We start from the raw sequence: 21638 nt of genomic DNA, 5'->3' as shown, positions 1-21638 counted from the left end.
TGATGACGCAACCGTCAGCCCTGATCACTGCGGGTTGAAATCGACACTCTTCCAACGCTTCGAACCGGAGGCGCGAGTTTGCCGGGCATTGCTACGCGAGGAATGCCCGGCAAGTTTCGACAGTTAGCGTGCCGCAGCGATGTCGGTGACCACTCCGGCATGGAGTACGTGGCGCAAGTACTTCACCGGCGCGGTGAGGACCGCTAGATCTTGTTCCGGATCCCCTTCCAGCACAAGCAAATCCGCGTGAGCACCGTGCGCGAGAGTACCGATCTGTCCTTCCATGCCGAGCAGGCGCGCAGCAGTACTGGTGGCGCTGCGGATCACGTCGATGTTCGGCTGGACGCGCCCACGGATGGTGAACTCGTCGAGTTGCCGCGCCTGCAGATCCCCGAGAAGGTCGCTACCGTAGACCAGATTCACTCCCGCCCGGTGGGCCTGTTCGAGAGCGCCGACGGCGGCGATGCGGACCTCGTCGAGCTTCTTCAGTGATCCTGCCGAAAGACCGGAGGCTGCACCGGCCTCGTACATTGCCTCGTATGTGATGATCGTCGGTACGAGGAATGCATCATTCTCGACGAGCAGACGAATCGACTCTTCGTCGATGAGATTCCCGTGCTCGACGCATCGAACACCGGCCTTCAAGGCTTGATTCACCGCGCGAGGATGGTAGGCGTGCACCGTGACGTACCGGTTGTGGTTCTCGGCTTCGACCACCGCCGCACGAATTTCGTCCGATGTGTACTGCACCGCCGAGATTTCATCGGTCGGGGACGCAACTCCTCCGGAAACAACGAGTTTGAGATGGTGCGCACCTTTTCGAAACTCGTCGCGGGCGGCGTGGCGGACGGCGTCGACGCCGTCCGCGATGCGCCCGAAGTCGGGTTTGAGCTGACAACAGGGCTGAGAATCGTCGTTGAGAGAGCGGAAGTCGCCGTGACCGCCCGTCTGGGACAGCGCTTTACCGCCGAAGATCAAACGTGGGCCAGGGGCCAAGCCCTCTCTCAAGGCACGGGCCATCCCGTGATCGGCGCCACCGACATCGCGCACCGTGGTGAAACCTCGGCGAAGCATGTCACCGGCGGAGCGCAGAGCCCTGACCGTCGCGTAACCCGGCGTCCACTGAGCACGCTCCGCAGCGTTCGTCGAGGTCACGAGAATGTGCACATGGGCATCGACCAGGCCGGGCATGACCGTGCCCCCACCGGCGTCGATAATTCGGAAGTCACCACCGTGCGGCGTCGGAGGCTCTCCGATCCCGCTGTCGACGATCATTCGGTCGACGATGTCGATCCAGGCATTCTGTTGCCGCACCCCTGACGAGGGTTCGAGGGTGTGGGCGTTTACTACACGAACGTGCATGATCTGTCTCCTTTGAAGAACTCGCAATGGTGGTCAGTGACCGGCGGGAACGCTCTCGTTGAGGCTGCGGCCCGAGGTACGTGCACCGAAGATCACCACCACAGCGACAGCGACGGCGAGAGCACCTACCAAGACCAGGAACACATTCACCCAGCCGATACGTGCGAAGAGGTAGCCGATGGCGATCGGTGCGAAGATCGCGCCCAGGCGGCCGACAGCGGAGGCAGCGCCCATCGCCGTAGCGCGAACCGCCGTCGGGTAGAGCTCTGCGGTGTAGGTGTAGTACACGCCGGCCGCTCCGTTTGTGAACGCTGCCAACAGCGCAGAGCCGAGCACGAGAACCGGGGTGTTGTCGGCGAATGCCACGACCACCGCGCCGCCTGTCGCGCCGAGTGCGTAGATCGCGAGGAGCCACTTTCGCTCCATCTTGTCGATCAACAAGCTGGCAATGTAGTAACCCGGGACCTGCGCAAGAGAGGTGATGAGAGCGATCAGGAAGGAGTTCGTCAGCGTGAGCCCCTTCTCCAACACCAACAAGGTAGGAAGCCATGACGAAAAGCCGTAGTTCACTCCGATCAGAATGAACCACAACAGCCAGATCACGATCGTCGTGCGGGCAAGACCGCCTCGCCACAATCCCGCCAAGGGAGCCAGCATCCCCCGATCGGGGGTGACGGCAGGCGACGACGCTGCCGGATCCGTTACCGAGTCGACTGTCTCCAGGGGCTCTGCCGATGGTTTGGCCCCGGATTCGCGTTCCATGTTTTCGACGACTTCAGCCGCCTCTGCAATACGCCCCTTCGACAGCAAGTAACGGGGGGACTCGGGGAGCCGGCGTCGCCACCACAGCAACAAGACCACCGGAAGCGCACACAGAACCGCTGCGATGCGCCAACCCACCGCCGGATTGGGCGAGATGACCAGCGGGGCAACCACTCCGGCGAGGACGTACCCGAACGCGAGGAACCCAACAGTCCTGGCGACAAACTTGCCGCGGACCCGGGCAGGAAGAAACTCGGAGATGTAGGGCGCAATCAGCGCGGTCTCCGCACCGATTCCGACACCGGCGAGTGCACGCCAGACGAACAGTTCCGGCAGCGAGTTCGCGGTGCCCATCAGCAAACTGCACACGCAGAAGATGAGCAACGAACTCATCATGAGCCTGCGCCGACCGAAACGGTCGGCGAGAACTCCCGCGACCAACGCACCGACGAGATACCCGAAGAAGATCGACGACAACAACCAACCGCCGGTCTCGGAAGGGATGTGCCAGATGATGATCAGCGCCGAGAGCGCGTACCCCATCAGGGCGCCGTCGAACGAGTCGAACGTGTAGCCCAGGCCGCCCATGAACATCAGACGCCGGTGAGGTTTCCCCGGCTCCAGATTGTCCAGTCTGGCCAAAAGAGCATCACCCTGCGCCCGTGTCGCACCCGCAGAAGTAGTCATGCGATCTCCGTTTCAAAGTTGGTGCGTGCAACATTAAGCGCATTCACGTGACCTGTGCAACACTTTGATCATGACTGTTTTCACGATCCTCACACTTCACGTCTCGCCAGACCGCAGAGACGACGTCGTTCGCTACTACGAGAGCGCACGAGTCCTCGAATTGTCTGGTGCGGAGTCTTCACAGCTCTGCCTCAAGTCGAACGACGTCGGTACTGTGATCGCCGTCGCGGCATGGCCGGATGCTTGCGCCTACGAGACCTGGCAGAATGCGCCCCTTCGCGCTGAGTTCTCGCAGGGAATCCTGGAAGCAGCGGGTGGTAGCGTGACGGCGAGCAGTGAGGTGTTTCAGGTCGCCATCGACACTCGAGGCCCTTGTAGTTGATCCGGTGAAACGAGGCGCTTCGAAGTGACAGTGGGGACGATGCTCGCACAACGAGCAGAGCACGCGAATCTCGGAGCGCAGGCCGATCGGGTCATGCAGGTTCTCGCGCAGATGCCGCAGTTCGCCTCTTACGCTTCGGGCCGGGAAGTCGCCGAGCGTGCGGGGGTGAATGTCTCTACGGTGGTGCGAACCGCACAGCAGCTCGACTTCGACGGATGGAGCGACCTACGTCAGGCGCTCCGCACCGAATATCTCAATTCGCTCGTCACAACGAGCCCCGACCATCCCGATTCAAAGGATGCAGCAACGCAAATGCTGAGGCAGGACGCGGCAAACCTCGCCAGCGTTTCGACCGACGCCAACATCACCGCCATCAAGTGCATCGCCGACGCGATGATCTCAGCCCGCCGAATCGTGGTCATCACAAGCGGATCCGGCATAGGACCTGCTCATATCCTCAGTTACCTGGCATCCATCTACGGCTTCGACATTCACGTCGCGGCCGGCCCCGCGACGTCGCAGGCAATACCCGTGTCGCACCTGGACGAACGCGACTGCCTGATCGTTGTCAACGTCTGGCGGCTCACCCGCGCGCTGCGGGGACTGACACGCCAGGCCCGCGAAAGAGGCGCGACCATCGCCGTGCTGACCGACCTGCATTCATCGCCCCTCAACACGTATGCCGACCACGTCGTGATCACGCCGATCGAAGGCATCAACCCCACCCCGTCCTTGACCGCCATGGTCGCCGTCGTGCAGTCCATCCTCGCTCAACTCGAAAGCTCCGATGTGCGCTCCTCGGCCAGAAACATCGAAAAGGCTTGGGAACAACTTGATCTCATGGACGATCAGCCCTGACGCCAGAGCCTCCACTGCAACGGCGACAACCTCACCTCTTTGCCCTGGATGACCGTGGTATTACTGACCACTGTGCGCGGATCCAAAGGAATACCGCAGTCGGCCGCTCGCGGTCCTGCGCGCACTGCTTCTCCGCAAAATAGTCCGGGCCCTTTTCGATCAGATGGTCAAACCGATGGATACAACTCGATATTCATCCCCGGGCACGCTGCCCGCCCCTCAGGATCGCGCGACTTTCGCCGATCGAAGCCGTGACCTTCACGGTGAAGACGTCACGTCCTCGAGCTCGACCCCCGCCATAGCATGGACCTCGGCCTCGTGAGCGTCCAACTGGCCCCCGCAAGGGCTGGCGCGGACGACGAAAACGCGAAAGCTGCTCTGCGGTAACACCGTTGACCGCAGTTTGGACTTGGCACGAGCTCGCTTTCCGCACCTAGCGGCAGGAAAGCTCATACAGGGAATGAGGCGCGAGTGATCTGCATTCTAACGCCGTTCCAACCGCTTACGGAGTCACAATAGGGAAGGCCGGATCGGGTTTATCGGTCAGCCCGACGATCCTGCTGATCGTCGTTGTGTCGCCATCCATCGCGATGTCATCGGTACCGGAACCTGCCAGCAGACCAAGCAGCTGCGGTTTCGTCAGTGCCACAACGAGATCGGCGGGATCAGACCGCCCCGTCGGGTAATGAATCAGGACACCGTTGGAGAGTTCCATTCGATACGTCTGGTCCACGTCGGTGAAGTGCCAGCGTATCGATGCCGTCACATCCCAGGCCTTCGGGCCGTTGATCCGGATGGCGACGCTGTCGAAGACTTGCGTGATGGTCAGTGCAGTCGCCATCCCGGCTGCGCTGACTTCGGCAGGATGCGGTGGGCCGTCGACTTCACTGGCTCCGACGAGGTAGTTGTTACGCCATGTGGCGCACTCGGAGCCATAGCCCAGCCGCGTCAATGCCTCAGCGAGAACCTCTTTCGCACCGGCGTGCCCGGGCTCGGCGAACACAGCGTGACTGGCTAGCTCGGCGGCGAAGCGCAGGTCCCCTTCGTCGGCGAACTCGCGGGCCTTTGCGACGGCTGCCTCTATCCCACCGATTGCGCGTACGTAGCGCGCGCCTGCGCCTTCCGGCGGATGCTGCCAGAGGTGAGCGGGGTTGCCGTCGTACCACCCGAGGTAGCGCTGGTAGATCGCTTTCACATTGTGGCTGACCGAACCGTAGTATCCGTGGGTGTGCCATGCAGCATCGAGAGTGGGTGGCATGTCGAAGTTTTCGGCGATCTCGGCCCCTACGAGTCCCTGGTTCAGCTGACGCAACGTCTGATCGTGGAGGTAGGCGTAGAGGTCGCGCTGCTCGGTGAGATACCCGATCAGATTGTCGGTCCCCCAGGTTGGCCAATGATGCGAGGCAAATGCAACGTCGGAGTCGTAGGCAAACATTTCGATTGCTTCGGCGAGGTAGCGCGACCAGTTGCGCGCGTCGCGCACTTCCGCGCCGCGCAAGGTGAGGAGGTTGTGCAAGTTGTGAGTTGCATTCTCCGCCAGGCACAATGCGCGGTGATCGGGGAAGAAGAAGTTCATTTCCGAGGGAGCCTCGGTACCGGGAGTGACCTGGAAAATCATGCGCACACCGTCGAATGTCTCCTCCTGACCGGTGTGCGTGATGTCCAAGGTCGGCGCAAGAAGGCCGACGGTCCCGGTGGATGTGCTGGGCCCGAGGCCCGCGCCCAGCGTGCCAGTTGCACCGACCGGCAGCACGATGCCTGTGTGGAACATCCCACGCCGCAACATCGCGCCCCCTGCATAGACGTTCTCGGAGACCGCGTGTTCGAGGAAATGTTCAGGAGCGATGATCGGCACTGTGGTATCAGCTGCGACAACGCCGAGCACACCACCGAAGTGGTCTATGTGTGAATGGGTGTAGATGACTGCGCTGACAGGGCGATCGCCGCGGTGTTCTCGATACAGTGCCAGACCCGCCGATGCGCACTCGGCGGAGACGAGCGGATCGATCACAATCACCCCGGTCTCGCCCTCTACGAGAGTCATGTTCGACAGGTCGTAACCCCGAATCTGATAGATACCTCCGGTGACCTCGAAGAGCCCGTGTATTGCAGTGAGCTGCGCTTGACGCCACAGGCTCGGATTCACGGTGTCTGGACAGTCTCCTGTAGTCGCCTGGGCGAAACCCGCCGCGTCGTAGACAACACGGCCGTCACCGGCATGTATCTGCGCGGGTTCGAGCTTCGCGACCAGGCCACGACCTGCATTGTCGAAATCGGTGCGGTCGGCAAAATCAGCGGACATCAGGACTCCTCGCGAGACTGTCGGCGGTTCCGTAGCGAGAACACATTGCCGGACGGGATTCCGGATTGACGGTGCGCACGAAATGTTTCGCAAACCGGTGCCGACATCACCTTCCACGTGAACTCTTCGACTCATAATCGCGATCACGCCGCGATCGGTCATCACCCGAAGCGGATGACCCAGGCTACCGCGGTGATCGGATCTTCTGACGCTGAGATCGGGCAAAAACGCCTTACCCTGTGAGGGATCTTGCAAACGCCGCCTCGTCAGATCGTGACGCTACCCGTTTGAGTAATCCGGAGCTGGGTAGGTGCTCGTCATGGAGTCTTCGCGAATCGATGCCGAGATCACGTTGATGGTAGACGGCAGCAGCCACACCCTGACGGTCGACACTCGAACCACGCTGCTCGACGCGCTGCGGGATCGCCTCGGCGTGACGTCCCCGAAGAAGGGTTGTGACCACGGGCAGTGCGGATCGTGCACGATCCTCCTCGACGGGCGGCGCGCCGTTACGTGTTTGACGTTCGCAGTGGCACAGGACGGCGCACAGATCACCACGGCAAACGGTTTGGCGGGCCACGACGGTCTGCATGCCGTACAACAAGCCTTTCTCGACCAGGATGCGCTCCAGTGCGGGTACTGCACCCCGGGACAGGTGTGCTCGGCAGTGGGGATGCTCGACGAGGTGAAGGCCGGGCACCCCAGTCATGTCACGGAGGACCTCGATGCTGACCCGGATCTGGACGACGCCGAGATTCGAGAACGCATGAGCGGGAATCTCTGTCGCTGTGCTGCGTACGGCAACATCGTCGCAGCGATTCGACAGGTAGTGCAGTCGTGATGCCGTTCGAGTACCGACGCGCCGAGGATGTCGACGGCGCGTTGGCCCTGGTGACTGAAAACCCCGGCGCCGCCTTTCTCGGAGGTGGTACGAATCTGGTCGACCGTATGAAACTCGGCGTGACCAACCCGCGCATGGTGATCGATGTAAGTCGGCTGCCCCTCGCCGGAGTGGAGATGCTTCCGGATGGAGGAGTCCGCATCGGCGCGACAGTTCGAAACAGCGATCTCGCAGCCCACCCCGTCATCCGCCGCCGATACGCGGTGCTTGCTCGCGCTCTCCTGGCCGGAGCTTCAGGGCAGCTTCGTAATGCCGCGACAACAGCCGGCAATCTGATGCAAGCTACCCGCTGCGTCTACTTCCAGGACGTGACAACTCCGTGCAACAAGCGGGAACCCGGATCTGGTTGCTCCGCCGTCGGCGGCCACGTGCGCTACCACGCAATCCTGGGGGCTTCCGACAAATGCATCGCCGTGCACCCGTCCGACATGGCGGTCGCGCTGGCTGCGTTGGACGCCGTGGTCGTCGTAAGGGACCGCCGTGGCGAGCACAACATTCCTGTCAACGAATTCTACCGTCTCCCTGGAGATTCACCGGAACATGACACAGTTCTGAAACCCGACCAGTTGATCGTTGCAGTGGAGCTGCCCGTGCCTGCACCGGCGGCGCTGTCGACGTACGTCAAGACACGCGATCGCGCCTCCTTCGCTTTCGCTCTGGTTTCGGTTGCCGCTGAGATCGAACTCGAAAACGGTATTGTCGCGGGCGCCCGAATCGCCATCGGAGGCGTGGCGCACCGCCCCTGGCGCGCGTACAAGGCGGAAGAGGTCTTGCTGGGATCCCCGCCTACCGAGGAAGTGTTCGTGCAAGCCGCAGATGCCGAGTTGGCGAACGCGAACCCACAGTCGGGCAATGCTTTCAAGATTCCCCTGACACGCGGCGTCATGGTTTCGGTGCTGAGGTCACTCACCACCGGAGGGCCGACGTGATGAGGATGATCGAACCGGGCTACCTGGGAAATCCGATGGAGCGTCTCGACGGGTCCGCGAAGGTCACGGGGACGGCGCTCTACGCGTTCGAACATCCCGTGGAGAATCCCACCTACCTGCACGCCGTCCAGGCGACGGTTGCGCGTGGCCGCGTCGTCAGCATGAAAACGGAACTGGCAGAGGCACTTCAGGGTGTCGTCGCCGTGATCACCGTTTTCGATGCCCCACGCTTGGCGGATACCGAAGACCGAGAGCTGTCCGTACTCCAGGACCCAGCCGTCCACTTTCGCGGACAATTCATCGGTGCTGTGATTGCCGAAACACCCGAGACAGCCCGTCATGCAGCCGGGTTGGTACAAGTCGAGTACGACGAACTCCCTCATGATTCCGAGCTACGAGCCGATCGCGACGACCTCTACGCCCCGGAGGACGTCAACGGATTCGCGACCGACACGACCGACGGCGATGTCGAGTCGGCATTCGTGGCTGCGGATGTGACGATAGATCAGACCTACACCACTCCACTCGAACACAACAATCCGATGGAACCGCACGCCTGCATTGCAATCTGGGAGGACGACGCCGAGGGTGGGCGGGCGTGCGTCACCCTGTACGACTCTACTCAGGGCGTTCATGTCGTTCGCGAGACCCTGGCGCCCATGTTCGGGCTCGAACTCGAGCAGATGCGAGTCGTGGCGCCACATGTCGGCGGAGGGTTCGGTTCGAAGGGATCACCTCACGCGCACAACGTATTAGCGATTCTTGCTGCCCGCAGGACGGCGGGGCGACCTGTCAAGTTCGCGCTCACGCGGCAGCAGATGTTCGCGATCGTCGGATACCGCACATCCACCATTCAGCACCTGCGCCTCGGTGCGAACTCCCACGGTCTTCTGACGGCGATGTCCCACGACGTAATCGAGCAAACGTCGAAGATCAAGGAATACGCGGAACAGACTGCTGTTGCCACCCGGATCATGTACGCCACACCTAATCGCTCTACCTCGCACCGGGTTGCAGCCCTCGATGTTGCAGTCCCGTTCTGGATGCGTGCCCCGGGCGAGACTCCGGGTATGTATGCGGTCGAGGTAGCGATGGACGAGCTTGCCGTAGCTTGTGGCCTCGACCCGATCGAACTTCGTGTTCGGAACGAACCCGAAGTGGATCCGGAGAGCGGAAAACCTTGGTCAGGGCGGAATTTGATCGACTGCATGTACGCAGGCGCGGAGAGATTCGGGTGGAAAGATCGGAGTCGGCGTGATGGACGACGTCCGGTGCGTGGTGGTCTCAGTCCGGACGGCAACTGGATGGTGGGTACCGGCATGGCAGCGGCAACCTATCCGGCAATGACGAACCCCGGTTCGAAAGCGCGCATCGTCTTCGGAGCCGATCGAATTTACACTGTTCAGATCGGGGCGGCCGACATTGGCACGGGAACCTGGACCGCTCTGACTCAGATCGCCGCCGATGCTCTCGAATGCCACATAGAGGAAGTTCGGCTCCAAATCGGCGACACCACATTCCCTTTCGCCACAGTTGCCGGTGGCTCCGCCGGTATCTCGTCGTGGGGCTCTACTATCGTCGCGGCTGCCCGTCAGTTCCGCGCGGAACACAGCGCCACTCCCCTTGCCGGCGTGGAGACGACAACTGAGACGCCGGAGAATCCGGATGAGGACGTTTACTCCATGCATTCATTCGGTGCTCATTTCGTGGAAGCGCGCGTACATCGCGAGACCGGCGAGATCAGGATCCCCCGGATGCTCGGTGCATTCTCGATCGGACGCGCAATCAATGCAAAAACGCTTCGCTCACAGCTCATCGGAGGAATGACGATGGGATTGTCGATGGCGTTGCACGAGGAAAGCTTCCGGGACAACAGGTTCGGCCACGTGATGACTCACGACTTGGCGAGCTACCACATCAGCACAAACGCGGATGTGCAAGACATCGAAGCCTTCTGGCTCGACGAGACTGACGCACACGTCAACCCGATGGGATCGCGGGGCGCCGGCGAGATCGGGATCGTCGGGGCAGCAGCCGCTGTTGTCAATGCTATCTACGATGCTACCGGTGTGCGGGTACGCGACTTGCCGGTAACAGCGGACAAGGTCCTGTTCAGATGAGTCTTCGGACGACCGTAGAAGGTTAAGGAGCAAGCAATTCTCGAGCATCCCCTCATTCAGCGATGTGAAAGCATAGGCTTGATCACAGCTCTGAAAGGCGCAGTCGCCGTAGTCATCGCGTGGGTGATCGCGAACAGCGTCTTTCATAGCCCTGAAGCATTTCTCGCTCCGTACGCTGCACTCTTCATCATCGGGAACACCGTGCGGAACTCGATGCGGGTGGCCGCCCGCCAGGTCAGTGTGGTCGTCCTCGGAGTTGTTGTGGCCGCCGTCGCGGCGGTGACCCTTCCGACCGTCGCTGCATTGGCCATCGCAACGGGTGCAGGAATACTCGTCGGCCGCATTCCGCGGTTGTCGCCTGACGGGATTTGGGTCGCCGTCACCGCCGTATTGGTCCTTCTGTACGGAACAGCAACCAACCCGTACTTGGTGATGCACCGCATTGGTGACGTAGTGCTCGGAGTATTCGTGGGCATCGCGGTCAATGCCGTGTTGGTGCCGCCGGACTATCTCTCCGACGCCAGAGACCTCTTGGTGGCACGTACGCATGAGGTCGCGGACATTCTCCGACAGATGGCCGCGGACGTGAAAGCCAGTGCTGAAACACAGGGTTCATGGCGTCAACGCGCTCTGTCGGTGAACAAATCCGTTGCCGCGGAGACCGCGGTGATGGACGGTGAAGCCAGCCTGGTCGGAAACTTTCGCAAACGTGGGTGGTTGCGTATAGGAGGATCCGAGTTGTTTCGCCCGGCCGCCGAAGCACTCGATCGAGCAGCGCTACATCTCATGGGCCTGATCCTTGCCGTCGAGGACGGCGATTTCAACGAGAACGGGAGTTTGCAAAGTGCCGTCTCGGAGTTGCTCGAAGCGATGGCCATAGCCTTTGCCGATGCGGGAAGAGGTCCGGTGCACGACCCTACCGACCATCGTTCCGTCACGACCTTGCCCCTTGCCCGTGAAAGATTGACCGCACTCGAAAAGCTCGTGCAGCAGGGAACAGTCACAACGTCCGTCGCACCTTCGATAGTTCTCTCCAGCCGTGGGTTACTTGCGGCGCTCGCTGTCCTCGATCGAGAGGAGTACGGAAGCTAGGGGAGTCTCGACCGAGTTTCGACACCCGGCTCACTGGGTAGCAACTCGGGCATGGTGACACACACGGTTGATGCGGATGACGCGCGTAAGCCTTCCGATCCGACCGACCTGACGGCGCAGTCGTGGAAGTTCGTAGCACGACGTTCTGCCCGAGAGTTCACTCGCGATCAGTGCACCGATCTGGCGGCGGCTTTGACGTACTACGCTGTGCTGTCACTGTTCCCGGCGCTTCTGGCGCTGGTGTCCCTGCTGGGAGTTGTCGGCCAGGGGCGTGCCAGTGTGGACACGGTGATGGAACTGGTGGCCGCTGTCGGACCGGACTCGGCCGTGGACACGATGCGTGGCACCGTCGAACAACTGGTGGCGGCCCCTACCGCCGGTTTCGCATTGATCATCGGTCTCGCGGGTGCGTTGTGGTCGGCCTCCGGCTATGTCGGCGCATTCGGGCGAGCGATGAATCGTATGTACGAGGTGGAGGAAGGCAGGCCGGTCTGGAAACTTCGTCCTCTGCAACTGGTCGTCACCCTCGCAGGACTTCTGTTGGTTGCCGCGGTGATCTTGATGCTGGTCGTCAGCGGACCTGTCGCCAAGGCGCTGGGTGATCAGCTCGGCATCGGAGACGGCGCGGTGACGACGTGGAATATTGCGAAGTGGCCCGTCATTCTGATCTGTGTCGCGTTGGCGGTGGCGGTGCTGTATTACGTGACTCCCAATGTGCAACAGCCGAAATTTCGTTGGATCAGCGTCGGAGCAGCACTCGCTATTGCAGTGTGGATCGTGGCTTCAGTCGGATTCGCTTTCTATGTAAGTCATTTCGGTAGTTACAACAAGACGTACGGATCGTTGGCCGGGGCGGTCATCTTCCTCCTCTGGTTGTGGATCACCAATCTTGCGTTGTTGTTCGGAGCAGAAGTTGACGCGGAACTCGAACGCGGCCGGCAGTTACAGGCCGGAATCGAAGCCGAAGAATTCCTGCGACTGCCTCCTCGGGACACCAGCGTTTCGGAAAAGAACGCTCGTCTGCACGCACACGATATCGCCGCCGGTCGCGAACTTCGCGAAACGCACGGCGGCGAAGACAACGAAGGGACGTCGACCATGACCGAGCGATCCGATAGCCGGGCAACCGTTCCGAGCACCGCGCCGCCGAAAACTGTCGACACAGAGGGCGTAGACCCGCACGCACTGTCGACCGTACAACTCGTCGAGCGCCTCACCGAGCAGGTGTCCGACCTCGTACGGGCCGAAATGTCGCACGCAGTAGCCGAAGTCAAGACGAAGAGCACCCGGTTCGGTGTAGGGGTCGGTATCTCCGGCGCCGGCGCACTGCTGCTGCTGTACGGCTTCGCGGTACTTCTGGCGGCAGCAGTACTCGGATTGGCCACAACCCTCGAACCTTGGCTTGCAGCTCTGATCATCGCGGCAATCGTGATCGCCATCGGAGCAATAACCGCACTCGTGGGAGCCAAACGAGCGAAGTCCGCGGCGCCACCACTTCCGGAAGAGACCGTCGAAAGCGTCAAAGCTGACATCGCTACTGCCAAGAAGGGCGTGAAATGAGCACCACCGCAGACGGACCCGACGAGAATGTTCGAGCCCAACGTGAGGCTCTAGCCGCAACCGTAGGCGCACTCGCCGAAAAGGCGAACGTACCGGCCCGCGTCAAGGGTGAGGTGTCGCGTGACGTGGAACGGGTAAAGCAGCGGCCTGCAGCCGTCGCGGCGGCGCTCGGTCTCTTAGTGGTGTTCGTACTTGTCCTCCGCCGCAGCAAGCAGCGTTCCCGCCTCACCAAGCACAACTAGCGAGCGCCGTCGACGTTTGCGGCAACGATCGGCACGATGTCCCGGATTCGAACAAGATTCCAACGATGAAGCTCCTTGCAATTCTCCCGTCCGAAGCTATGACAGGTATTTTCGACTTCGCACTCGCCGGCGAACAGATTGCAGCATCACGACTGAGCCGATTCGCCGGCAACGCCCACTGCACGCTCGACGGCGGCACCCGGCCATCCTGAGGTTTCGATTTCTATTCGGCGGGAAGGAGGCATGTGCAGTGCATCCATCCAGAAGCCCACGAGAAACTGCGTCACCCGAGGAGTATCGATATGCCGGACCAGTACGCAATGCAAGACCCGACCACGCGGTTCCCCGCTCCTGTGCGTGAACGGCAGGCGGAGATCGCACACCCCGGTCTCACCGCAGACATGGTCTCTCCTCCAGACCACGGCGAAAACACCTATCGGGGAAGTGGTCGACTCGAAGGCAGGCGCGCGATTGTCACCGGAGCAGATTCGGGCATCGGACGTGCGGTCGCGATTGCATTTGCGAGGGAAGGCGCTGACGTCGTCCTGAGTTATCTCGACGAGGAAGACCAGGACGCTCGAGAAACAGCTCGCTGGGTCGAGGAGGCAGGCCGCAAAGCCGTCTCGGTACCTGGAGATCTCCGAAGCGAGGAACATTGTTCTGCTTTGGTCGAAACCGCGGTGCGTGAACTCGGCGGACTCGACATCTTGGTGAACAACGCTGCGTTTCAGATGGTGCAGATGGGCGGAATCGCCGACATAACCACCGAACAATTCGACCGTGTGATGAAAACCAACCTCTACGCACTCTTCTGGCTCTCCAAAGCAGCGATTGCGCAGATGAAGCCCGGCTCGACGATCGTGAATACCTCATCCATCCAAGGTGCGTCCCCATCTCCCGAACTGCTCGATTACGCCACCACAAAGGCGGGCATCATCGACTTCACCAAGGGGCTGGCCGCCGATGTCGCACGAAAGGGAATCCGGGTCAATGCCGTTGCACCTGGGCCGATTTGGACGCCACTGATTCCAGCGACGATGCCCAAGGAGAAGTTCGAGACGTTCGGGGACGACGTTCCACTCGGGCGGGCAGGTCAGCCGGCCGAGCTTGCCCCCGCCTATGTATTTCTCGCGTCCGGCGAATCCAGTTACACCACTGGGGAAGTCATCGGTGTGACGGGTGGCAAACCGCTCACCTGAATATGCGATTCGACAAACGCCGTACCGAAATCGGAAAACTCAGCTGAACCTGCAAGCCCCTCAGTCGGGGAGGCTGTGGTCGGCCCGGCGGACCCCTCCGATACGGGGAGCACCCACGAGGTAGCGGAATACCTGCGCAATCATCTACCCCCCGCGGTTCCACGTGAGGTCAGGATCCTTGAAGGAGGATTGCCCTCGCGAATGCCTCGACCCAACGATTCGAACGCAGCTTGTAGCGGAAGGAAACCTGCGCGAAATTCTCCAAGTCACTCGGAACGGAAATCTTCACTCGAAGAATGCACAATGGGCCTCGCGACCTCACACCCACCGGCACTGCGCTGTACAACCTCGCCCGGGCGAACATCGACAAACTCCGCCCCATCGCCAGCTACGAACTGCCCCGCACAGACTAGACGCTGAAGAACCACGCTCACGATTTTTCAACTCGACCCAGTCGCAGCGCTGTATCTCAGGTCGACGAGCTCCGTACACGAATCAAACTGCCCCATATAGTCGGAACTGATTTTCTCAGTCCGTCTACATGGGGGGAGTTCAATTTGGAGTACGGCACGCAACTACCCCAGAGCCAGACGGTGTGTGCTGGGCCTACATCCGCGCTTTGTCCCAGCACCGACATAACCGCTGGTACTCGTCCCAAAATCCCACCATGACCGATTTTTTGTCTCATTATCGGGCGATGGCGGCAGCAGCAGCTATCCCCGCGCCATATCGACGAACTTCGAGAGGTGAAGCTGGTGCGCCACAGTGATTGTGGCGGTCGGACCGTTACGGTGCTTACCCAGAATCAGGTCGGCTTCACCGCCACGCGGATCGTCCCGCTCGGTCGCGTCGGGGCGGTACAGCAGGATCACCATGTCGGCGTCCTGCTCGAGGGAACCGGACTCACGAAGGTCGGCGACCTGGGGACGCTTGTCGGTTCGCTGCTCGGGACCACGGTTGAGCTGACAGATCGCGACAACCGGAACTTCGAGCTCCTTCGCCAAAAGCTTTAGGCTACGGGAGAATTCGGAGACTTCCTGCTGACGGGACTCGACCTTTTTACCTGAGCTCATCAGCTGGAGGTAGTCGATGACGATCAGGCGAATGTCGTGTTTCTGCTTGAGCCGCCGCGCTTTTGCGCGAATTTCCATCATAGTGAGGTTGGGGGAGTCGTCGATGAATAGCGGCGCCTCGCTGATCTCACTCATACGACGCGCGAGCTTGGTCCAGTCGTCGTCGGTCATCTTGCCGGAACGCATGTCACCGAGCTTGATCTTTGCCTCTGCGGACAGCAGACGCATGACGATCTCGGTTTTACTCATTTCCAACGAGAACATGACGCTGGCCATGCCGTGCGTGATGGAGCAGGAACGCAAAAAATCCATTCCAAGGGTCGATTTGCCCACACCAGGTCTAGCCGCGACGATGATCATCTGACCAGCGTGAAGACCGTTGGTGATCTCGTCGAGATCCTTGAATCCGGTGGGCACACCGAGGGAAATTCCGCCGCGGCTGGCGATGGAGTCGATCTCGTCCATCGTGGGCTGGAGGAGCTCGGTGAGGGGTACGAAGTCCTCGGTGGTTCGACGCTCGGTGACCTCGAAGATCTCGGCCTGCGCGCGGTCGACAACCTCGGCCACGTCCTGGCCCTCGGTGCCGGCGTAGCCGTACTGGACGATGCGAGTACCGGCGTCGACCAGACGACGCAGCACGGACTTCTCGGCCACGATCTCGGCATAGAAGGCGGCGTTGGCGGCTGTGGGCACTGTCTGGGTCAGCGTCACCAGGTAGGCAGCACCACCGATACGGCGGAGCTCACCTCGACGGTCGAGCTCGGCGGAGACCGTCACCGGGTCGGCGGGCTCGCCACGGCTGTAGAGGTCCAGGATCACGTCGTAGACGGACTGGTGGGCGGGCCGGTAGAAGTCACCCGGACGCAGTACCTCGAGGACGTCAGCGATGGCGTCCTTGCTCAGCAGCATGCCGCCGAGCACCGACTGCTCGGCAGTCATGTCCTGAGGTGGCTGGCGTCCGAACTCCTGGTCGGGCTCGGCCTCGGGAGGGCCCGGGTAGTCCGGCCCCGAGAAGTCGGAAGGTCCTCGATCATCTACAACAGCCACAAGCGAGACCTTCCCGTAAAACACTCGACGACACTGCCAGAAACCGCAGCGCCCTCATCATTTGTACCTGCCCCCACCGACATCCCCTAGCCGCATTCGGCCGGGCTGTAGATAGACGCCGAGATGACGTTAGGGACTAGTAGGTCCGCATACAAACCGGACTGTGGATAAACCTGTGGATGCTTTGTGGAAACTCCCGCCCCACGGTGTGCACCGCCTGTGGAGCATTTGGGGACTACTTTGCCTAGCAACCACAAAAGACCAGGTAGATGGCTATCCCCAATTTCACAGGCCTGTTGATGAAAATAGTTTTTCCACAGTCGGCGCGTCGGCGTGTCGGGCGTGTTGCCTCGCCCGATTCGTCACTGATCACCAAGTCGAACATCACAGTGTGAGAGTTATCCCCAGGTCCGATTCGGGACGCTGTCAGGCGGCACACCGCACCCCGAAACAAAACGTCGGGCCCCGCACACCGAAGTGTGCGGGGCCCGACGAGACGAACAGTCGACTATGCGCCGACGACGTTCAGGTTGAACTTGGCAACCACATCGGGGTGCAGGTTCACGACCACGGCGTGCTTGCCCGTGTTCTTGATGTGAGCCTTCGGCAACACGATGGAGCGCTTGTCGACAACCGGTCCACCGGCAGCCTTGATCGCAGCAGCGACGTCAGCGACGGTAACCGAACCGAAGAGCTTGCCCGAGCCACCGGCGGTCTTGACCGTCAGCGTTACGGACTCGAGGCCCTCGATAGCTGCCTTGAGCTCCTTGGCGTGATCCAGGCCGCGCACAGCGCGCGCTTCCTGTGCACGACGGATGCCCTCGACCTGCTTCTCGGCGCCACGGGTGGCGACGATTGCCAGTCCGCGGGGGAGCAGGTAGTTACGGCCGTAGCCGTCCTTGACCTCCACGGTGTCGCCAGGCGCACCGAGGTTGTCCACGTCAGCGGTGAGGATGAGCTTCATGTTCTTTCCTCCCTTTCCTTAGCGAGCCACGGTGGCGTAAGGCAGCAGTGCTACCTCACGTGAGTTCTTGACGGCAATGGCAACGTCGCGCTGGTGCTGGACGCAATTGCCGGTGACACGGCGAGCACGGATCTTTCCGCGATCGCTGACGTACTTACGAAGCAACGTCGTGTCCTTGTAGTTGATCTGCGTGTTCTTCTCTTTGCAGAAGGTGCAGACCTTCTTCTTCATAACCTTGTCGCGCAAGGGCGGCTTCGGCATGTCTTTGCTCTTTTCTGGATGTTCCTGATCAGGTACGGATCAGAAGGGCGGTTCGTCGCTGCCCGCACCACCGAAGGAGCCCGAAGCCTGAGGCGCACTGCCCCAAGGATCGTCTCCACCCGAAGGTGCAGCGCTCGGACGTCCGCCACCCGATCCGCCGGAGGAACCGCCGAAGTTGCCGCCTCCACCGCCGCCACCACGGTTGGCCTTGTTGACCTTTGCCGTGGCGTACTTCAGTGAAGGACCGATTTCATCGACTTCGAGCTCGACGACAGTTCGCTTTTCGCCCTCGCGAGTTTCGTACGAACGCTGCTTGAGCCGGCCGCTCACGATTACTCGTGAACCACGGGTCAAGCTCTCCGCGACGTTCTCGGCTGCTTCGCGCCAGATGTTGCAACGCATGAACAGCGCATCGCCGTCTTTCCATTCATTGGAATTACGGTCGAAGGTGCGGGGCGTGGAAGCAACCGTGAAGTTTGCAACCGCGGCACCCGCCGGGGTGAAACGAAGTTCAGGATCAGCCGTCAGGTTTCCGATGACGGTGATGATGGTGTCGCCAGCCATGTGGTTCCTCCTGCATTGATGTAAGACCGTTGGGCGCGAGAGTAGAGCTCGCTACCGACAGTAATTACTTGTTGTGGCGCAGAACCTTCGTGCGCAGAACCGACTCGTTCAGACCGAGCTGACGATCGAGCTCAGCGACGGTGGCGGGAGTGGCGTTGATGTCGATCACCGCGTAGATACCTTCAGCATGCTTCAGGATCTCGTAGGCGAGACGACGCTTACCCCAGACATCGACCTTGTCGATCGTGCCGCCGTGCTGGCGCACAACATTGAGGAACGTATCCAGTGAAGGAGCGACAGTGCGCTCGTCCAGGCTGGGGTCAAGGATGACCATCAATTCGTAATGACGCATAAGACCTCATCACCTCCTGTGGACTAAGTGAAAACGGCCACGGACTATCCGTGGCAGGAGGGTCGTTGCGTCAGCAACCCTCGTAGGTTACACGAGGGGCCTTGACCAGGGAAATCGTCCCGGCCCTCCGAGAAGACCACCAGATCGATGCGCGACGCGTGGCGCAGACGCATCACCCCGCGAGCCACTGCGCCCCCTAGGGTGAGAATCATGCGAACAGACCGCAAGACCCCGGCGTCGATCCTGGCGTTGGTCGTCGGATTGTGCGGGCTGACGATGGCGCTGGGCTATTTCAACAAGGCCAGATGCGGCGGTGCACCGTTCGCGCCCGACGGCCGAAGCCTGAACTTCGACGTCAACAAGAACATCGACGTCTGCTACTCCGATATCCAGTTGCTCTGGCTCGGACGAGGAATCGATCAACATCTGTTCCCCTTTGTCACCGGAGGGATAACGCCCGAAGGATTCCTGACCGGCGGAACCGTCGAATACCCGGTGCTCAGCGGAATTCTGATGTGGCTGGGCGGTATCGGCTCACACACCGACACCGATTTCCTTCTGCACTCGGCACTGATCCTGGCTCCTTTCGGACTGCTCACGGCGTGGATGCTCGGCAAGATGAGCGGCGCGTACGCGCTCGTGTGGTCGGCGACTCCGCCCCTGGTTCTGTACGCATTCCACAACTGGGAGCTCCCGGTGGTGGCCACCAGCGTCGGCGCGATCTTCCTGATGACGTTCGAGCGGATTCCACTGCGAACTCGCGCGGTTCTGGCGGCCGTCATCCTGGCGATCGGTTTCTGTTTGAAGCTGTACCCGGGAATGTTCGTGCTGCCGCTCATGGCCTATGTGCTCCTACGCGGCACCGAAGGCAAGCGCTACGACGTTCGTGGGGCGCTGATGACGGCGGGCGCGGCGATCGTCACCGTCGTCCTCGTCAACCTGCCGTTCGCCCTCATTTCCTACGAAGGCTGGCGCGCGTCGTTCAGCTTCCAGGAGAAGCGAAGCGCCGACATCACCACCAACTCGGTGTGGTTCTGGGGGTTGCGCCCGTTCTACGGTTTCGGAGTTCGCGAACTCAACGCCGACTACGACGCACTGGTGAGCATCCTGTCTCCGGTCATGATCCTGTTGTCGTTCGCGCTCGCGATGTATCTGGGTTGGCGACGATACGTCCGCGACGGCTACTTTCCGTGGATTGCAGTCAGTGCCGCGATGTTGTGCGGATTCGTGTTGCTGCACAAGGTCAATTCACCGCAGTACACACTGTGGATCCTGCCGTTCCTCGTACTGTTCAAGATCCGGTGGTTCTGGATCGTCGCCTATCTGATCGCCGACGCGGCGTTGGGTATCGGCATCTTCCGGTACTTCTACCAACTGGACATGAATCTCGATCCGAGCAAGTACGAAGCCGTCGTCCAGGCGAGTGTGTGGGGCCACGTCGTCCTGCTCGCCGTGTTCTTCTTCTTGTTCCTGCGAGTCCCACTGCGGTATCCGCTTGCCGGTGGGACCGATCAGATTGCGAACTCCGACAACAACCTTCCGACTCACTCACGGGAGCACGCCTGATGACTGCATCATGGTTCGAATCACCGACGCTGACCGGTGATCGTGTCCGACTCGAACCCCTGGGCGTCGCGCACACCGACGCTCTGCTCGCGGCGGCCGACGACCCGGCGATCTTTCGTTGGACCGCATCGCCCATCACCGATCGGGAACAGGCACAGACGTACATCGCTGCAGCAACCGACGACCCGAATCGGATCGCCTTCGCGCAGGTGAACATCGCGACGAACGCCGTGGTCGGCACTACGTCCATGTACCAGATCGACCCGGTAAACCGCAGTCTTGCAATCGGATACACGTGGTTGTCGCGATCTGTTCAGGGAACCGGGATCAATCCCGAATCGAAACTGCTCCTGCTTCGTCACGCCTTCGACCAGCTCGAAGCCGTACGCGTCGAGTGGCACACGGACGAGTTCAACGAACAGTCCAGGGCAGCGATCGCAAAGCTCGGCGCTCAGTTCGAGGGCCTGCTGCGCAAGCACCGACGCCGCGTCGACGGCAGTTGGCGTACAACAGCGCTGTTCGCGATGACCGACGACGACTGGCCGACCATCGCACCTCAGCTCGAGACACGTACCCGAAACTAGCGATCACCTGCACTCTTCGGCCAAGTCCATGCCAAGATTCACCTCATGAGCGATCAGGGTGGGTACGGGTACCAGGGCAATCAGAATTGGCAACCGGCTCCGTACGGGCAGCCCGATCCGTACGGCAGGCGCCCGACGAACACACTCGCGGTACTCGCCCTCGTCTTCGCGTTCCTCATCGCGCCGTTGGGGATCGTCTTCGGGCACATCGCTCGCGGCCAGATCAAACGGACCGGCGAAGAAGGCGACGGACTCGCCCTTGCCGGACTGATCATCGGCTACATCTTCACCGCACTCGGCATCCTGGCCGTGATCGTGTGGATCGCGTTCTTCGGGCTGCTCGCCGCCGCTTTCGGCAACGCCGCCGATGAAGCGAGTTCGCGGAGTTTCACCTACACGACGCCGTACTCGTACTCCACGACCACGACTCGGGCACCGAGTGCACCCACCACAGCGCCGAAAACGACGACGCCACCACGCGTCACAACCTCGATCGGTCCGGCGCCGACCGTCTCTGGCACCGACCGTCAGGGTTTCATCTCCGGCGGCCCCAGTTGCAACTCCACCAATCCTGCCGTCGCCATCGCCGTCACGACCGGATCACGAATCGTCATCTGCGAAACGGGAGTCGGCCGCTACTACTACAAGGGTCAACGGCTGAGCGACGGCGCCACCATCGAACTCGACGATCCGACGCCCACCGGCAACGGATTCACCGTCACCAACAAGGACGTGACATACAAGCTCACCTCCGCCGGACTGGTGATCACCGGCAGCGGAGGCGAGCTGGGTCGGGAACCGGCGCTCGAGTTCTGGATGAACTGACCCACG

At 61.2% G+C, this 21638-nt stretch carries 21 protein-coding genes; 13 read left to right on the top strand and 8 right to left on the bottom strand.

The features are described from left to right. Positions 1–123: 123 nt before the first annotated feature. Both H351_RS03980 and H351_RS03975 read right to left on the bottom strand, forming a co-directional pair. Positions 124–1362, bottom strand: a complete 1239-nt coding sequence (locus H351_RS03980) for a metal-dependent hydrolase family protein (protein WP_029256716.1) — start codon at positions 1360–1362, stop codon at positions 124–126. A 33-nt stretch (positions 1363–1395) separates the two neighbouring features. Beyond that, a complete protein-coding gene (locus H351_RS03975) occupies positions 1396–2811 on the bottom strand; it encodes an MFS transporter (RefSeq protein ID WP_051636527.1) in 1416 nt (471 codons plus the stop codon). 70 nt (positions 2812–2881) lie between these two features. On the opposite strand from H351_RS03975, the gene H351_RS03970 reads away from it, so the two are divergent. Further along, a complete protein-coding gene (locus tag H351_RS03970; RefSeq protein ID WP_029256718.1) occupies positions 2882–3193 on the top strand; it encodes a hypothetical protein in 312 nt (103 codons plus the stop codon). 39 nt (positions 3194–3232) lie between these two features. Beyond that, positions 3233–4051 carry a MurR/RpiR family transcriptional regulator gene (locus H351_RS03965; RefSeq protein WP_276328033.1) on the top strand — a complete coding sequence of 273 codons (819 nt, stop codon included), beginning with the start codon at positions 3233–3235 and terminating at the stop codon, positions 4049–4051. A gap of 502 nt (positions 4052–4553) precedes the next feature. On the opposite strand, the gene H351_RS03960 is transcribed toward H351_RS03965, so the two are convergent. Then, positions 4554–6353, bottom strand: a complete 1800-nt coding sequence (locus H351_RS03960) for an alkyl/aryl-sulfatase (protein WP_029256720.1) — start codon at positions 6351–6353, stop codon at positions 4554–4556. 319 nt (positions 6354–6672) lie between these two features. Between H351_RS03960 and H351_RS03955 the strand changes: the two genes are divergently transcribed. From H351_RS03955 to H351_RS03925, 8 genes are all read left to right on the top strand, one after another. Then, positions 6673–7194, top strand: a complete 522-nt coding sequence (locus H351_RS03955; protein ID WP_019749532.1) for a 2Fe-2S iron-sulfur cluster-binding protein — start codon at positions 6673–6675, stop codon at positions 7192–7194. After that, positions 7191–8183, top strand: a complete 993-nt coding sequence (locus H351_RS03950; protein ID WP_024488117.1) for an FAD binding domain-containing protein — start codon at positions 7191–7193, stop codon at positions 8181–8183. The genes H351_RS03955 and H351_RS03950 overlap by 4 nt, the downstream gene beginning before the upstream one ends. Next, positions 8183–10303, top strand: a complete 2121-nt coding sequence (locus H351_RS03945; RefSeq protein WP_029256722.1) for a xanthine dehydrogenase family protein molybdopterin-binding subunit — start codon at positions 8183–8185, stop codon at positions 10301–10303. The genes H351_RS03950 and H351_RS03945 overlap by 1 nt, the downstream gene beginning before the upstream one ends. Before the next feature lie 78 nt (positions 10304–10381). After that, entirely contained in the window at positions 10382–11395 is a 1014-nt protein-coding gene (locus tag H351_RS03940) for an FUSC family protein (protein ID WP_029256723.1), read from the top strand. 51 nt (positions 11396–11446) lie between these two features. Continuing rightward, entirely contained in the window at positions 11447–12955 is a 1509-nt protein-coding gene (locus H351_RS03935) for a YhjD/YihY/BrkB family envelope integrity protein (protein WP_029256724.1), read from the top strand. Continuing rightward, positions 12952–13197: a hypothetical protein gene (locus tag H351_RS03930; RefSeq protein ID WP_029256725.1), complete on the top strand. Its 246-nt coding sequence runs from the start codon at positions 12952–12954 to the stop codon at positions 13195–13197. Before H351_RS03935 ends, H351_RS03930 begins: the two co-directional genes overlap by 4 nt. A 65-nt stretch (positions 13198–13262) precedes the next feature. Further along, positions 13263–13409: a hypothetical protein gene (locus H351_RS32065; protein WP_153212849.1), complete on the top strand. Its 147-nt coding sequence runs from the start codon at positions 13263–13265 to the stop codon at positions 13407–13409. 90 nt (positions 13410–13499) lie between these two features. After that, positions 13500–14396 (top strand): SDR family oxidoreductase, encoded by an 897-nt coding sequence (locus H351_RS03925; protein ID WP_029256726.1) that lies wholly within the window; start codon positions 13500–13502, stop codon positions 14394–14396. 713 nt (positions 14397–15109) lie between these two features. Here the strand turns inward: H351_RS03925 and dnaB are convergent. The 5 genes from dnaB to rpsF form a co-directional block, all read right to left on the bottom strand. Next, the gene (dnaB, locus tag H351_RS03920) at positions 15110–16516 is read right to left on the bottom strand and encodes a replicative DNA helicase (RefSeq protein WP_019746049.1); all 1407 of its coding nucleotides are present in this window, start codon (positions 16514–16516) and stop codon (positions 15110–15112) included. Between the two features lie 508 nt (positions 16517–17024). Then, positions 17025–17480, bottom strand: coding sequence for a 50S ribosomal protein L9 (gene rplI / locus H351_RS03915; protein WP_007735531.1), 456 nt, complete (start codon positions 17478–17480; stop codon positions 17025–17027). An 18-nt stretch (positions 17481–17498) separates the two neighbouring features. Further along, the gene (gene rpsR, locus H351_RS03910; RefSeq protein ID WP_003941245.1) at positions 17499–17741 is read right to left on the bottom strand and encodes a 30S ribosomal protein S18; all 243 of its coding nucleotides are present in this window, start codon (positions 17739–17741) and stop codon (positions 17499–17501) included. A 39-nt stretch (positions 17742–17780) separates the two neighbouring features. Beyond that, entirely contained in the window at positions 17781–18305 is a 525-nt protein-coding gene (locus H351_RS03905) for a single-stranded DNA-binding protein (RefSeq protein ID WP_003941248.1), read from the bottom strand. A 64-nt stretch (positions 18306–18369) separates the two neighbouring features. After that, complete coding sequence (gene rpsF, locus H351_RS03900; protein WP_003941237.1) at positions 18370–18657, bottom strand: 30S ribosomal protein S6; 288 nt, start codon at positions 18655–18657, stop codon at positions 18370–18372. A 210-nt stretch (positions 18658–18867) separates the two neighbouring features. On the opposite strand from rpsF, the gene H351_RS03895 reads away from it, so the two are divergent. Genes H351_RS03895 through H351_RS03885 form a run of 3 tightly spaced genes read left to right on the top strand, consistent with a single transcriptional unit; the run spans position 18868 to position 21632 of the window. After that, entirely contained in the window at positions 18868–20223 is a 1356-nt protein-coding gene (locus H351_RS03895; protein WP_029256727.1) for a glycosyltransferase family 87 protein, read from the top strand. Beyond that, on the top strand, positions 20223–20807 hold the full coding sequence (locus H351_RS03890) for a GNAT family N-acetyltransferase (RefSeq protein ID WP_029256728.1): 585 nt from the start codon (positions 20223–20225) through the stop codon (positions 20805–20807). Before H351_RS03895 ends, H351_RS03890 begins: the two co-directional genes overlap by 1 nt. Before the next feature lie 45 nt (positions 20808–20852). Beyond that, positions 20853–21632: a DUF4190 domain-containing protein gene (locus H351_RS03885; RefSeq protein ID WP_029256729.1), complete on the top strand. Its 780-nt coding sequence runs from the start codon at positions 20853–20855 to the stop codon at positions 21630–21632. Positions 21633–21638: the final 6 nt, after the last annotated feature.

This window comes from Rhodococcus erythropolis R138, assembly GCF_000696675.2.
Classification (GTDB): domain Bacteria; phylum Actinomycetota; class Actinomycetes; order Mycobacteriales; family Mycobacteriaceae; genus Rhodococcus_F; species Rhodococcus_F erythropolis.
The sequence above is the reverse complement of the archived record's forward strand: the minus strand, read 5'-3'. Positions and strand labels throughout refer to the sequence as shown.